At 50.4% G+C, this 14,988-nt stretch carries 13 protein-coding genes; 6 read left to right on the plus strand and 7 right to left on the minus strand.

Going from position 1 to position 14,988, the window contains the following annotated elements; translation table 11 throughout:
* Positions 1-4: 4 nt before the first annotated feature.
* Positions 5-916, minus strand: a complete 912-nt coding sequence (locus IR195_RS04210; protein WP_206048827.1) for a LysR family transcriptional regulator — start codon at positions 914-916, stop codon at positions 5-7.
* 156 nt (positions 917-1,072) lie between these two features.
* Between IR195_RS04210 and ycaC the strand changes: the two genes are divergently transcribed.
* From ycaC to IR195_RS04230, 4 genes are all read left to right on the plus strand, one after another.
* Entirely contained in the window at positions 1,073-1,708 is a 636-nt protein-coding gene (gene ycaC / locus IR195_RS04215) for an isochorismate family cysteine hydrolase YcaC (protein ID WP_125745931.1), read from the plus strand.
* 90 nt (positions 1,709-1,798) lie between these two features.
* A complete protein-coding gene (locus tag IR195_RS04220) occupies positions 1,799-2,380 on the plus strand; it encodes an antibiotic biosynthesis monooxygenase (RefSeq protein ID WP_206048828.1) in 582 nt (193 codons plus the stop codon).
* Positions 2,381-2,444: 64 nt separating this feature from the next.
* On the plus strand, positions 2,445-2,747 hold the full coding sequence (locus tag IR195_RS04225) for a GNAT family N-acetyltransferase (protein WP_206048829.1): 303 nt from the start codon (positions 2,445-2,447) through the stop codon (positions 2,745-2,747).
* A gap of 45 nt (positions 2,748-2,792) precedes the next feature.
* Complete coding sequence (locus IR195_RS04230) at positions 2,793-3,740, plus strand: pirin family protein (RefSeq protein ID WP_146944623.1); 948 nt, start codon at positions 2,793-2,795, stop codon at positions 3,738-3,740.
* A gap of 67 nt (positions 3,741-3,807) precedes the next feature.
* Here the strand turns inward: IR195_RS04230 and IR195_RS04235 are convergent, their stop codons facing one another.
* The gene (locus tag IR195_RS04235; protein WP_206048830.1) at positions 3,808-4,689 is read right to left on the minus strand and encodes a pirin family protein; all 882 of its coding nucleotides are present in this window, start codon (positions 4,687-4,689) and stop codon (positions 3,808-3,810) included.
* Positions 4,690-4,932: 243 nt separating this feature from the next.
* Here IR195_RS04235 and IR195_RS04240 point away from each other — a divergent pair, with 243 nt between their 5' ends.
* Positions 4,933-6,663 (plus strand): mechanosensitive ion channel family protein, encoded by a 1,731-nt coding sequence (locus IR195_RS04240; RefSeq protein ID WP_146944626.1) that lies wholly within the window; start codon positions 4,933-4,935, stop codon positions 6,661-6,663.
* A gap of 92 nt (positions 6,664-6,755) precedes the next feature.
* Here IR195_RS04240 and IR195_RS04245 read toward each other — a convergent pair whose 3' ends face one another.
* A complete protein-coding gene (locus IR195_RS04245) occupies positions 6,756-7,541 on the minus strand; it encodes a glutamate racemase (RefSeq protein WP_206048831.1) in 786 nt (261 codons plus the stop codon).
* Between the two features lie 237 nt (positions 7,542-7,778).
* Between IR195_RS04245 and IR195_RS04250 the strand changes: the two genes are divergently transcribed.
* Entirely contained in the window at positions 7,779-8,552 is a 774-nt protein-coding gene (locus tag IR195_RS04250) for an alpha/beta hydrolase family protein (RefSeq protein WP_241006795.1), read from the plus strand.
* A gap of 85 nt (positions 8,553-8,637) precedes the next feature.
* On the opposite strand, the gene IR195_RS04255 is transcribed toward IR195_RS04250, so the two are convergent.
* From IR195_RS04255 to IR195_RS04270, 4 genes are all read right to left on the minus strand, one after another.
* The gene (locus IR195_RS04255) at positions 8,638-9,129 is read right to left on the minus strand and encodes a RidA family protein (RefSeq protein ID WP_206048832.1); all 492 of its coding nucleotides are present in this window, start codon (positions 9,127-9,129) and stop codon (positions 8,638-8,640) included.
* Between the two features lie 43 nt (positions 9,130-9,172).
* Complete coding sequence (locus IR195_RS04260; RefSeq protein ID WP_206048833.1) at positions 9,173-9,574, minus strand: c-type cytochrome; 402 nt, start codon at positions 9,572-9,574, stop codon at positions 9,173-9,175.
* Between the two features lie 12 nt (positions 9,575-9,586).
* Positions 9,587-11,173, minus strand: coding sequence for a flavin monoamine oxidase family protein (locus tag IR195_RS04265; protein ID WP_206048834.1), 1,587 nt, complete (start codon positions 11,171-11,173; stop codon positions 9,587-9,589).
* 562 nt (positions 11,174-11,735) lie between these two features.
* Positions 11,736-14,909, minus strand: a complete 3,174-nt coding sequence (locus tag IR195_RS04270) for an acyl-[ACP]--phospholipid O-acyltransferase (RefSeq protein ID WP_206048835.1) — start codon at positions 14,907-14,909, stop codon at positions 11,736-11,738.
* Between the last annotated feature and the right edge of the window lie 79 nt (positions 14,910-14,988).

The following is a 14,988-nucleotide window of genomic DNA, read 5'->3' on the forward strand; positions in this document are numbered from 1 at the left end:
TGCATCAGTGTTCAATACCTATGGCGGCATAACGCTCGGCTAATAAATCAAGCAGCGCCCTTACTGAGGGTAGTAAACCGCGGCGAGAGGGGTAAACCGCGTGGATGACTTCCCTGCGCGGTTGCCACTCAGGTAATACTTGCACTAGCTTATTTGAGATCAACGAATCACCTAACATTAAACTTGGAAGTTGTACCACACCAACGCCAGCCAGTGCTGCTCTATAAAGAGCGGTCATATCAGTGGTGATAAACCGTGGCGAATGTTCAATTCGGCACTCTTCAGCGTTGCGTTGAAGGTGCCAAGCGTGGGCTTCCTCTGGCCTTGCTCTGCTTAGGCTAGGCAATGTGCAAAGATCGTTGGGCGTTGATGGCATACCGTGCTGTTCAATCAGTGTTGGGCTTGCTACCAAGCATTGCCCGCGATCTGATAGTACCTTCAGAACAAGCTCGCTATCTTCTAAAGGTAAGGGGCGGGCGCGGATCGAAATATCAAACCCCTCAACAAACGGGTCAACACTGCGGTTAGTTCCTTCCAGGTGTATCTGGACATCTGGGTAGAGCACCATGAAATCCGCCAGGATTGCACTCACGTGAAAGCTCAATAGCCCCGTGGGGCAACTGATACGGATGATACCGCAGGGCACTTGTTGGGTTTCTTCGATGAACTGCTGAGCCGCTTCAGCTTCCACTAACATGGCTTTGCAGTGTTGGTAGTAGCGTTGGCCAATATCCGTGAGTGTTAGGTGGCGAGTCGAACGGTGCATCAAGCGCACGTTAAGCTGACTTTCTAGCTCTCCCACCCGTCTGCTTAATTTTGATTTGGCAATGCCCAGCGCGCGGCCTGCTGGAGAAAAACCTCCATGGTCGACTACATTCACAAAATAATAAAGATCATTCAGATTAGGGGATGTCATGTGTTCTCCCTCTGTTCTCCCTATGCAACGCTGTGTCTTAATTTTCCATCTAATCATCAAGTAAGCGAACGACTAAACTCTGTATGGCATGCGCAAGAGCTGTTGGATCTGTGTTTTCCAAAAGCCCACTCAGGCTAATAGATAAAGGAGTATGTCATGGCTAACCCCTATGTTCGTCTCGATAAAGATAACGCCGCTGTTCTTTTAGTAGATCACCAAACTGGGCTGCTGTCCTTAGTTCGTGATATTGATCCTGATCGGTTCAAAAATAATGTACTGGCGCTTGCTGACTTGGCGAAATACTTTGGTCTGCCAACGATTCTTACCACAAGCTTCGAAGATGGCCCTAATGGACCGCTGGTGCCTGAATTAAAAGAGATGTTTCCAGAGGCGCCTTACATCGCACGCCCTGGACAAATCAATGCCTGGGATAACGAGGACTTTGTAAAAGCGGTTAAGGCGACTGGCAAAAAACAGCTGATTATTGCGGGCGTGGTGACCGAGGTATGTGTGGCTTTCCCGGCGCTTTCCGCACTTGAAGAAGAGTTTGATGTGTTCGTGATCACCGATGCATCGGGTACCTTTAACGAACTTACCCGTGATGCTGCTTGGGACCGTATGTCCAGCGCCGGTGCCCAGCTAATGACCTGGTTTGGTGCTGCCTGCGAACTTCATCGTGATTGGAGAAATGATATTGAAGGGCTAGGGGCGCTCTTCTCTAACCATATCCCCGACTATCGCAACTTAATGAATAGCTACAGTACTTTGACACAATCCTCTGAGAAGAAGTAAACCATGCTTATGACTGGGGGCAGGTAAGTCCCTAGTCATTGTTTGCAAGGATGGTATTAATCAGTTGTCCATCAATTATGGAATACCACCATGCCCCTTGAACATAGTGCAGAGTCCCCCGCAGAGTCTGGTGCGATAACGCTGAAGATATGTCATCGCGTGAAACCTGAAGCTCGGGCTGAGTATGAAGCATGGTTAAAAAAAATTATCCATGTAGCGGGTCATTATCCTGGCCATCTTGGCGTACATATTCTTCGTCCTGCTGAGGGGCACAATGATTATGAAATAGCGCTTAGGTTTGCCTCTAATGCTGAAGCCGGGAGGTGGCTTGAGTCTGCCGAACGAAAGGCGTTGATCAATGATGCGTTACCCGCCTTTCGGGAGGAAGAGGTCATCCAGATTCAAAGCGGTATTGATTACTGGTTCTCGCCACCTAATACACCTGTTAACAAACAGCCTGTGCGCTGGAAACAGTGGCTTGTTACAACCTCGGTTATCTGGCCTCTTACCATGTTGGTTCCGTTTCTTTGGGGGCCGCTTTTCGCATTATTTCCCTGGTTGAATACATGGGGTATTCGCCACGGTGTTGTCGCTGCCAGCGTGGTCGGGCTGGTGGTCTATGTGGTGATGCCCCGTGTAGTGCGTCTGGTCGCGTCATGGATGTTTCGCTGATACCTATTAAGTTATAGCAATAGGCCTTTGGCTGGTTAACGTAAAATACAAGAAGGAGAAGGCGATGTCTGATACACCTGCAAGCCTCTTTACCATTGAACATGAAACCAGCGATACCAAGGGGCGCTACGTTGTCGAGCTCAATGGGGTCGAAGCGGAGATGACTTATTCAAAAGCGGGGAATTCGATGATTATCATCGACAGTACCGCAGTGCCTGATGTCATGCGTGGGCAAAAAGTTGGTGTTACGCTGGTTGCTCAAGCGGTTGAGGATGCACGCTACTCGGGTAAGAAAATCATGCCGTTATGTCCATTTGCAAAGGCGCAGTTTGCACGCCACTCAGAGTGGCGCGATGTGCTCGCTTAACGAGTTTTCGACACTTTCCTGCCTCTCACTTCTGGAGAAACTCCTATGAGCTGGATGCCCGATATTGAGCCTAAATGTCCTTCCGCAGGCAACCTACACGATATTGAGACACTGATCGTACCTCGTGCGCACGACCTGGGTGGCTTTGAAGTACGGCGTGCGCTTCCTGCGCCCAAGCGCCAGATGGTGGGGCCGTTTATTTTTTTCGATCAGATGGGGCCCGCTGAATTTCTTAGAGAGGATGGTATCGATGTTCGTCCTCATCCCCATATTGGACTTGCTACGGTCACTTACTTGTACCAGGGAGAGTTCCAGCATCGTGACAGTCTGGGGACGAATCAGATGATTCATCCTGGGGCGGTTAATTGGATGGTTGCGGGTAATGGCGTGACCCATTCTGAACGTACTAGCCCCGCGACACGTCAAAATAAGCACTCTCTGTTTGGTATTCAGACGTGGGTGGCATTGCCTGAAGCATACGAAGATAAACCCGCCAGCTTTGCGCACCATGGGCAGGAGACATTGCCGCTGCTTAAAGGTGAGGGTAAAGAGGTTCGCTTGATTCTGGGTACGGCATGGGGTGAACAGGCGCCTGTGCAGACTTTTTCGGAGATGTTTTATGCGGATGCAGTTCTCCAGCCAGGCGCTAAGCTTCCTTTGCCAGATGGCCACGAAGATCGTGGACTCTATGTAACGTCGGGTAGCGTTAGCATTGCAGGGGATATCTTTGATGCGGGACAAATGATGGTTTTCCGCCCGGGTGACCCCATTACCGTAACTGCGGGCGAAAGCGGAGCTCGGCTAATGCTGCTCGGTGGCGAAACGCTCAATGGGCCACGCTATATCTCCTGGAACTTCGTTGCGTCTTCCCGGGAAAAGTTAGCGGCTGCTAAGCAGGCGTGGATGGAAGGTGACTTCGAGCATGGGCGATTTAAATTGCCGCCGGGGGACGATGAAGAATTCATTCCTTTTCCAGGCCAGCAGCGTAATTAATTGGTAGCAAAATGGCTGGCTGTTTAAGCCAGCCAGCCTAGTCGCTATTTAAATAGTATCCACTTAACTAGTTTGGCATATGGCCAAAGCGACCGTTGTTAAAGTCTTCTATCGCTTCAATGATGTCACGTTCGCTATTCATCACAAACGGCCCATGACCGACCACTGGCTCATTGAGCGGCTCGCCACTTAGCAGCAACAGAGTTGCGTCGTTGTTGGCTTCAAGCGTCAGCGCATCACCTTCTCTAGAAAGCTCGGCCACTTGTGCTTCACGCAGTACCTCTTCGCCATTGATTTGAACCGTCCCTTTTAGCACGACCAGCAGGGTTGTCCATCCATCCGGCTGCGTCAGCGTGGTTGTCTGACCACCGTTTAGCCGCACATCCCAGACATTCATCGGAGAGAACGTCTGTGCAGGTCCCACGTGGGTATCCTGGTTGCCATCGACATAGTCACCTGCAATTAAGCGAACGCTACCCGCTTGCTCTGGCAATTCCACGACAGGAATCTGGGCATTAAAAATTGCCTGATAGCCTGGTGTAGCCATTTTGTCTTTGGCAGGTAAGTTTACCCACAGCTGCACCATCTCAAGCGTGCCGCCTTGCTCTGTAAACGCGGGCGAATGAAACTCATCGTGTAGGATACCCGCACCCGCCGTCATCCATTGCACGTCACCTGGGCCAATCACACCGCCTTTGCCCGTTGAGTCACGGTGCGCCACTTCGCCTTGGTAGACAATCGTGACGGTTTCAAACCCGCGATGCGGGTGTTGCCCGACACCACGTGGCCGTGTGGTGGGAGTAAAATCGGCAGGCCCGGAATAGTCCAGTAGCAAAAAGGGGCTCAACTGCTCGGAGCGTGGGCCATAGGAGAACAGCGAACGCGCCGGGAAACCGTCACCCACCCAGTGAGGGCGTGGCGCGCTAGTAACAGCTACTAACTTTTTCATCGTTTCTCCTTAAAGAGTACGTTGCTGGTTAAGAAGGGTACGTGTTAAGTGATGCCAGTAATAGATAGTGCGTCTGAGACTCAGTGTTGCAGTGTTGGAACACTAGATGCTTGATTGATTGAAGAACGTCGTCTGTACTTTGCTCAACCACTGGCATGGATGCACTGTATTCAGCGCAGGACTGGCGATTGTGTTGCCAGTTAGTGGTTATTTAGCTCACTTACTTTTAATGACAAGGTTGTTATGAAAAAAAGCAGCTCGTGGCTTATGTGGTTTGTGCTGGTTGTCACTTTGGTGTTTTCCAGCGTTAGCACAGCGCAAACTCAAGGAGATGAGAGTGAAAATGAGCGGTGGTTCGCTATTGATTCGCTTAACGCAGGGCTGGGAGAGGTGCCGGAAGAGGCTAAGCGGATGTCTCCACGAGAAGCGGTCCGTAGCTTTTTAAACTTCACCGAAAGTGGAAATTACGCCTCAGCCGCGCATTTGCTTAATCTAAACGGCATTGATTCAAGCGAACAGCAGGCGAGAGGAGCTGAGCTTGCGAGGCAGTTAGCGGAGGTACTAAAGCGTGGCGAGTGGCTAAATGCTTCGAATCTGCCTGCTCGCCAAGACGCAGCGATTGAAGATACTTCTGGTCAGAACCCCTTAGCGGGGTCGCCACGGCGAAATATAGAGCTGGCAGCATTAAAAGTAGAAGGACAGGCTTATGATGTTCGCATAGGGCGTTATCGAATCAACGAAGAGGATCCTGTTTGGCTAGTAATGCCAGAGAGCGTGTCGTCTATTCCAGCTCTCTATGAAGAGTATGGGCCTTCAATGCTAGAAAGCTATATTCCAGAACGGTTGAAGGCATCGTTTGGCATACTAAAAATTTGGGAATGGTTAGCGATCCCAGTTTTTTTAATCGCCATCGGAACGGTAGGCATGGTGACTTACTACGTTGTTGGGTTAGTGGCACGTATTCTGCCTTCAGGCGTGTCTACTATTTTCGCCGATCAAATTGGCGTGCCCATGGCGATGATTGTTATGTCGCTGGTAACGCAGATGTTGCTGGACTACGTTGTATCGTTTTCCGCCATTGTGACGACGACGTTCCGCGTATTGTTGATCTCAATTATGGCCTGGGGGGCTGGTACCATTGCACTACGCTTGATCGACACGATCATGCTGCGCATGACCCGGCGCTTAGTCGGGGAAATTGACGATACCAAGCCTAAAGACAAGAGACGTCTGTTAACCTCGCTGTATGCTTTGCGTCGCGTGATTATCTTAATCACCGTCATTGGTGTGTCGGTTTATGTGCTGGGGCAGATCCAGCTGTTTGAGTCTTTAGGTTTATCGCTGTTGGCGTCGGCTAGTGTGCTGGCCGTACTGGTAGGTATTGCCGGCCAAGCGGTGTTAGGCAATATCCTCTCTTCTTTTCAGCTGTCGCTTGCCAAGCCTATACGAATTGGTGACTTGGTCATCTTCGAAGGGCAATGGTGCTATGTTGAGGGCATTTTTTATACCTTTATTCGACTGCGCTCCTGGGATGAACGACGTGTCATCGTGCCGGTTACCTACTTTACGTCTAAGCCGTTTGAAAACCTCTCGGTGAAGAGCACTAAAATGTACCGTTTCTTAGAACTGACGCTGCATTTAAGCGCTGATATTTCTCAAGTGAGGGAGATGTTTTTAGCCTATGCCCAGGAAGAAGATAATGTCATTGAGCACCATAAGTTGCTTTGTTACGTGACCAAACAAACGGCCTACGCGCAAACGGTCACTTGCTATTTAATGACATCCGATCCTATGGCGGGCTGGACGGCCGAGATGAACATTCGTGAAAAAATGCTGGCCTTTATCCGTGATAACCATCCTGAGTGGTGGCCAAGAGAAGTCATGGTTATCAGCCATGAAGATATTGCACGCGGAGAAGGGCAAGGCAAGCGTTCGCAGGGAACAGACCATTCTGCGGATAAACCGTCTGAATAGAGGGCAACCAAGCAGCGGCAAGTGCCGCTGCCTGACGTATCAGCTTGTTGGTATTTCATCTTGTTTACGCTGAAATGCCAGCAGGCCATACGTTATGGTAGCGAGACTACCTCTAACGGAATATCTACGCCGAACTGCTGCAACATACGTTGAAAGGTTTCTACGTTATAGGCATCACTTTCTGTCACTAGGCCACGAATTTGTCCCGTGCCTTGTGTGCCGTTGCCTAGCCCAGCGACAATCGCTTCGGCGGGGTCGAGGAAGCGGCAGTTTGGTCTCGCCGATTCGAAGAAAGTACGCAACCAAGGTAGATGGGTACTTGAAAGCGTCAGAGTATCGATATCAGGATGCCGTTGGAAAACGTCGTCTATAAAAGCAGAGACCGCTTGCTGAGTTGTCTCCGGGGCGAATATGAAGGCACCATTTTCGACAAGCTCCACCATGGGGGAAGCATTGATCAGGCTGACGTTACCCGGATTAGGCGTATGGTGAGCGATAAATTGCTTCAGAGGTGAACTTTCGATGAGAGAATGCACACCCATAATGCCAATCTTGCCTGTAACCGATGCGGCAAGCGCTTCTTCGATAGGTGGGTAGACGCCGAACAAGGGGACCAATGTGCTTTGACGAATATCGTCCAGCACCATAATAGAAGGAGCGTTCGAGGCGATGACAATGGCGGATGGCGTGTAGCTCTCTAGAAAGCGCAGCGTGCGATGCATGACTGTGAGTAATTCATCACGCCCTTTGCTGCCATAAGGAAAGCTCGCCCGGTCAGCAAAATATAAAATATCCTGTTTGGGAAGGCGTTTGTGTATCTCCGCAACAATGGCATAGCTACCAATACCCGCGTCGAAAACAGCGATAGGTTGGTGCATAGCAAGATCCTTGGCGTCGGCTGGTAAATCCTAATGATCCATAATGTTTAAACGCTATGGAAGCGTTATTTCCAGCGACTGCTAAAGAAGGAAAAAATCATATTTAAGGCAAACGGAAGGGGTAGCAATAACTATAGAGGCACCCGTTGATCAAACGGCTGAATACTGGTTTCAGCTGACTGCTCGTTTTAACGATCCCGCTAGCGGAAAGAAACACAAGGACGTTAGGAAATGGACATGATGAAATCACAATTACAGGTAGTGCAGCGTTTTCTTCCCGATTGGGGTGTTACCTATGGCCCGGCAGGCGATGGCCCTTTTCCTGCGATCATGTTGCTACATGGCTCTGAAGGCGGGTGGGCAGGCTGGAGTCACCGAGATGCTGTTTTGTTCGCAGCACATGGTTTCTTGGCTTTCCCCTATGGTTATTCAAGCGGCGGTAATATGTGGAATGCAGGGCATATAATCGATTACCCGCTTGAGCGTAGTATGGAGGCGCTAAGGGCGCTCAGAGATTTTCAATACGTCGAAGGGCGCGTTGGGCTTTATGGCGTTTCACGCGGTGCCGAGCATGCGTTGTTGCTTGGCTCACTGATGGCCAGGGATGAGCTAAAAGGCGCGCCTGATGCTATCGCTGTACATAGTGCCCCAGATGTCATTTGCGGTGCCTTTGACGCGCGTGGTTTTCGTGATGCGGGTGATCCCGGTTGGCAAGCCTGGGATGTCAGTAAGCGCGCCTGGACATGGCTTGATAGTCATGAAGGTTTACTGCCGACTACGCCGATTGAAATTGAGCGCTACCCTGGGCCGCTACTGCTTTCCCATGGCACGGAAGACCGCATGTGGTCGGTTGAGATGACTAGGCGATTGGAAAAACGTCTACGCGGGCATGGCCGTAAGCCTGCGGTTTACTACTATGATGGTGAAGATCATATACCCAGCAGCGCTGGGCAGAATATTCACTACCTGTTGTTGCTAGATTTTTTCTCGGGGAATTTGATTAAGTTTTAAAAACTGGCCTGCTAACAGCTTGCTGTTAAAACAGCCGACTACTTTTATGTAATCGACTGTTTTGCTTTCTTTTCGATCCTGTAGGCTACGGTCGAACGGCGGTAACTTCAATTTCTACTAGCCAGCCGGGATTGACCAGTGCATCGACGACCATGGCAGAGCGAACGGGTAGGTTAGGTTGTTCTTCGGTACCGAAGAATTGCGTGTAGCCTGCCATAAAGCCCTGGAAATCAACTGTCTTGCCCTCTGGCGCGACAAGAAACGCCTGCATTTTTACAATATCGCCTACCCCTAAACCTAGGCTTTCTAAGTGCGCTTTAATACGGTTCATTACCGTCACTGTTTGCTCTTCGGTGGTTCCAAACGCTTCGGCACTATTTGGATCGGCATCTTCATTGATCACACTAGGAACGGTGCCACTAAGATAAACCGTCGTACTGCTGGAGGGTATCTCAACCGCTTGTAGGATAGGAAAATCAGAATTGGGAATAGGGTGGCGAATAATGTCTTCCGCTAGTGCATTGCCAGCATAGGCGGAGAGCAACGTTAGCCCGATAATAGCGCTTCTAAAACTCATCATTTAATTCCTTTTGAATTGCTTATGGTTGAGTGAAAAAAAGTTAGCGCATACTCGCAATCTGTTCTGCACTAGCTTGGTTGTCAGTGTAGTTATTGCCAAAATTGGTGCGGATAAAGTTCACTACCGAAGCAACTTGTTCATCTTCCAATAAGCCACCTAAAGCGGGCATAGCTTTATGGCCGTGGATAACCAAGCTGATTGGGTAGGCAGCCGTCATTAAGTTGGGATTGTTAGCAAGCGCTGGGTATTCTCCTGCCCCTTTGGCACCTTGCCCACTGGGCATGTGACAACCAGCACAAACACCTGCATAGATGGATGCTCCGTCAGTTTGTGTCAGCATGGAAGGGTCATCGAACCAGTTGCTCGTATCAATGGAAGTCTCCTGGGCCATGAGTGGCATAGAGAGTAAGAGTGTAGCCATTGAAGTGAATAGTGTTTTCATATCGCGAACTCCTTAAGCCTCTGTAATAGTGGTGTGTAGGCGTTCGACGGCATCTAGAGCGGAGAGTACGGCCCCTTCCATCCAGGCCGGAAGATACGAAATATGCTCGCCTGCCATTAACGTTCGCCCGTCCATTACGGTGGCGTCTTGGTAGTCCGCTTCACGATCTTGCCATAGCCCATAACAGCCCAGTGTCCATGGAACACGATGCCATGCCACTGAAGCGCCGGTTTTGAACTCATCGTAATATTGAGGGTGAATCTGCGATCCGTATTCCATGACCTTGGCGATTCGGTCTTCGGGAGAGAGGGCATTAAATTGATAGGCGTAAGCACCCCATGGGTAAGCAGCTAAAAGCACGCCCGGGCCATCGCTAAACATGTTGTAGGGCGGGTAAGAAATTAGCGTAATAGGCAGATTGGTATAGCTAATACCGCCGTAGATATGCTCATCCTCTTCCCAAAAGCGTCGCTTAAACTCAATGCCCGCTTTGAAGGCTGATGCGTAGGGCATGGAATCAATGATCTTGCTCATACGTGGTGAGAAGTCATGATCAATCTGGCTGAGTACCGAAAAAGGAATGGTGCAGATGCAATAGTCGGCGGTTTCTGTTTGTTCATTACTGCCGCTCTCGGCGGAGACCCAAGAGGCTGTTACGCGATTACCTTCGTGGCTAATTCGGGTAACTTTAGCGTTATAAGTGATTAGCTCGCCAACTTGCTCTTCAAACCCTTTAGCAACCATGTCCATCCCACCCACTGGTTGGAAGATGGTGGACTGCATATGCAAGTTATCGCCTGTCGTTAGATTGCGCCAAAGCGTTGAGTTCAGTATGTCAGAAAGGGCGTTCACTTGAGATGGCTCAGGTTTCCCATCAACGCCGCCACCTTCAGGGTGCGCCCAACCACGGAAAGTGGAAGACTCATTCCCTGTTACATAATCTAAATTGTCGTTTAGTGCCCCATAGCGTTTGAGTGCGGCAATGAGTTTTTCTGCATCTTCAGCACTAACCGCTTCATCTAACCCCTTTTGATCAACTACTTTGGCAAGTAACTCTGCGACGTGTCCTCTGAAATCAGTGGCCACCTCCTTAAAGCGTTGAGGTTTACCATCAAAGGCCTCTGAGTCATGTAGGTAGGCGTTGTAATTTACCTGAATGAAAGGCTCCAGTTTAACCCCGAAGCGCTTGCAGTAATCCAATACAGCAAAATGATCTGACGGGATTCGCCAAGGGCCAGGGTTTAAGTAATTTCCTTCGGCAAAATCGATATGCTGGGTAAATCCACCTAACTCGGTATAGCTGTCGCCTCCGCGCAATGTCCAGCAACGGCCTCCGGCCTTATCGCGATACTCGAGAATTTTTACGTTGTAGCCTGCATTACGCAACTCAAAGGCTGCTGTCATGCCCGCTAACCCAGCGCCTAAAATTAAAATGTTGGTATTGTCAGGGGCTCCCTGTAGGTTTAGTCGACCCCGCCAGTTAGACGGTGAAGCAAAACCCATTGTGCTCATTGCAGAATACATTGCCGCCGCCCCGGCGACTGCGCCCACCATGCCCAAAAAAGACCGACGGGTAACACCTTCTGGGTTGAATGACATTGCTACCTCTCTATGAAGTCATAGGCAGGTAACTAGAGTCCATTCAGCTTTGCAGTTTCATCCTATGCATAGCATTAAGAGCAATGTATTAAGAATAATGTCTTAAGAGCAATGTCTTAAAAACAGTGTTTTGAATTTAAGGATTAATCTGCAGGGCTCTAATTATCTAGCCAATATACGGTACATGCAGACACATGCATGTACCGTGCCAGATTTTATAATCCATTGTTTTTTATTATTTAGTTTAAGTTTGTAAGTGTTTTAAGAATCACAAGCGCAGGTGTAAATTCCAGATTAGTGCACGCCTTTAGGGGTTATCTCTTTTTTGGTGCGAGAAGGGGAGATAGCTTGCGGGTGAGCCGATACCAGACTTTATCCATTGCGAAATGTTATTCTCTCCAATCAGAAAGTCGTCTCGTTAGCTAAAAGCTGTGGCTGCAAGGATGGCCCTTTTAGGCCAACCGCTAATACGTAACTCAGCTAGCCAAGCCTGAATACTAAGCTTGGCTAGCTAAACGCTTTATCCTGTCGGCAGCAATGGCTACCTCGTGTTGGCCAGCGTTTAAGCCCAACGGCCAATTAGGGTTAAAAAGCCATCTTCATCGATAAACCCTTTATCGCCGGTGACAAACCAGCGTTGGCCATCGAGTTCTTTAATGGCGGCGGCTGTGCGCTTCGGGTCGTTTAAGTAGCCCTGCATCACCTGGGGGCCGCTGATCAAAATCATGCCTGCTTCCCCGGTAGGCTGTTCCGCAAAGCTTTCCGGCTCAACGATCTTAAAGCTGGTGCCGGGAAGCGGCATGCCAACGGTACCTGCTTTACTACCTTTCTGTATGGTTTGGTAATGAGCGCCCAGTGAGTCCGGCAGGTTAACCGAGGCCACGGGGGCGGTCTCGGTTGCCCCATAGCCTTTATAAATGGGCTTATGGAATTTTAGGACGAAGTCGCTGCATACCTGCTCATCCAAGTTTTCGGCACTGACAACGACTGCCCGTAGGCTTTCTAGCATGGGTGGGTGCACGTTGGGGCTGTGGTTTAGGTGCTGTAGAAAGTCTGATGTGCCGAACATCAGGGTGGCTTTGTGCTTGGCGACGGCGCAGGCAATGCCAGCAGTGTCGTTGGAGTCCGCGTGGCAGACCAGTGGCAGGCCTTCGATAAGTGGCAGTAGTTGGGTAACGGTGAGCCCAAAGGCATGAAACAGAGGCAGCGAGCCGATCACCACATCGTCATATTGGGTATTAAGCACATCGGAGGTCTGCTTAATATTTGCCATCAGGTTGCGGTGGCTCAACATGACGCCTTTGGACTGTCCTTCGCTTGTGCTTGGAAACACAATGGCAGCGGTGGCATTGGCATCTCTACTGCGGCAGTAAAGGCGCTGAAGCAGCCATGCAGGTAGCAGGCGAACGGCAAGCCAAGTGCTGATGCGTTCATGACGTCGGATATTGGCTTGTAGGTCTTCCAGGTAAATCGTCTGGGTATTTGCCAGCTGTGAGTTAACGCTTAGCCCTTGTTGCTGAAGTTTTTCGACGAAGTGGCGCGAGGTCAGCACTGTATTGATGTCGGCTTGGGTGAGTGCCGCAGACAACACGTCCTCTTTCGCGGTGCCATTGGGTCTGTTGTTAAGATGATAGTTGAGGTTAACCAGCGTTTTTCCAGCCAGAAGTGTTGCCATATTGGCCAGTGCTCCCGCGCTGCTATTGGGTAGCAGTAGGCCCACGTTTTGCTCAGGGGTTAGCGTGTGGATGCGCTTTGCAATAAGCAGACTGGCGGTAAGTGCTTGGCCTGCCGTCAGCGGGCGGCTAAGGGAATCAGTGAGTGCTTGTGCAGCAAGGTTACGCTTCACGCTACGAATCCAGGCGTCGGGCAGCGAGGGCAGTTCATCGATAGCATGTTGCCACGAGTTGGTTGCTTGTTCGAAGATGCGCCGTTTGAGCACGTCGGCCGGGGTGTCTTTAGGCAGCGGCTTGCCAAACGCAACGACGACTGAGCGATGGAGAGGCGCGTTACGCAGCTCTTTGAGTTTGCTGGATGAGCGGGAAAACTGGCTACCCCACAGCCCGCGCAGGTAAAACGGCACAATACGTACCTCTGGGTTCGCCAGCTTACAGGCGCGTTCATAGCCTCGGCGCAGCTCGCCTAGCTGGCCGTTGCGGCTGATCGCGCCTTCAGGGAATAGGCATACCACTTCACCGTTATTCAGCTGTTCGGCAACCGCTGCTAAAGCGTTATCGGCTCCTGCGCCCCGTTCGATAGGAATACAGCCCAGCGCTTTAAAAAACCAGCGTAAATACCAACGCTGATAAATATCCTTCAACATGACAAAACGCACGGGGCGAGGGCAGGCGATTTGCACCATTGCCCAGTCTACCCAGCTGATATGATTGCCAAGCAGCAGCACGCCGCCTTGGGCAGGCAGGTGCTCTAACCCATGAACATCAACACGGTAACGGCGGGTCAGCAGGAAACTGAGTAGAAAGCGTACTAAGCTTTGCGGCAGTTTGAAAATGGTGTAACCACCACCCACCATGGCGACAGTAGCCACGAGTAGCAACAGGTAATGGCTATCCACACCTGCCAGGGCAAATAGTGCGGTAAGCACTAAGAAACCCAGCATAGACAGATTCTGAATCCAGTTGTTAGCAGCTAGCACGGTACCTAGTTCATGGTCTGCCGCATGAAATTGAATCAGTGCATTGAGCGGTACAATGAATACTCCGCCCATCATGCCAATAAATACAAAGTTCAGCGCTTGGCTGATGGGGGTAGTGAACAGTGGCAGGCACCACAGACCCACCGCAACACCAACAGCGCCCAAAGGAATCAAGCCGGTTTCAATGCGATTGCGAGACAGCTTGCTGGCAAGCAATGATCCTAACGCAATCCCAATGCCGCTAGCGGCAAGAATACCTTGCAGGACTAAGGTGTTATCAATGCTGAGTGCATCTTTGGCATAGGCGGGGAACGCAGCGAGCAGCACCTGGCCCACCGACCAGAAAGTGGCAAGACCGATAATCGACAGCCGCAGTATCGGTTGGCGTCCCAAAATGCTCAGGTTGTCTTTAAGTGCACTGCCTTTGATATAGCGCTGCCAAGTGAGCGGGGGTGTGGAAGGCTGAGCGGTATCCAGTTTCAAGCGATAAAGCGCTATCACTTGTATAGCGCTGTTCAATACCAGTAGCCAACCCAGCGGCGCAATGCTGCGCAATAGCTCGCCGGGTGTTTGGGCGCTGGGTAAGATCCAGCTTTCAAACAGCGCAGTAAAGGCCACGGTGCCTGCCAAAATGGCACCAATGGTGACGGCCTGGATAAGCCCGTTAGCTTCAGCCAAGCGAGGTTTGCCAAATAGCCCTTTCACCAAGCCATACTTTGCGGGAGAGTAAAAGGCTGATTGAACTGCCAGTACTAGCGTCATGGCAAATGCCAGCCAAAACCAACCTTGGTAATAAGCGGCGGTGATGCCCAGTGAAATAGCGACAGCGGCCCAGGCTGAAACCCGCAGAATGCGGACTTTGGGATAGCTATCCGCCACATGGCCTGCTGGGCTAAACAGCAAAATAAACGGCAATAGAATAAGCCCATTGACCAATGCCGTCAGTACCACCTGGATTTCGCCGTCGTAGCTTTTAAAAATCGTGTTTTGAATGACGATTTTATGCCCTAAATCCACAAAGGCATTCAAGAAAATGGCAATCAGGTAGGGCCAAACACCCGTGATGCGTAGTAAAGGTTGCATGAAATGACGCCTTATAAACCAGAAGTTAGAGCACTTTCGGTAAATGGGGTTAATGTTGCAACTCTGGTAGTTAAAGTTG

Source organism: Vreelandella venusta, assembly GCF_015689495.1.
Lineage (GTDB): Bacteria > Pseudomonadota > Gammaproteobacteria > Pseudomonadales > Halomonadaceae > Vreelandella > Vreelandella venusta.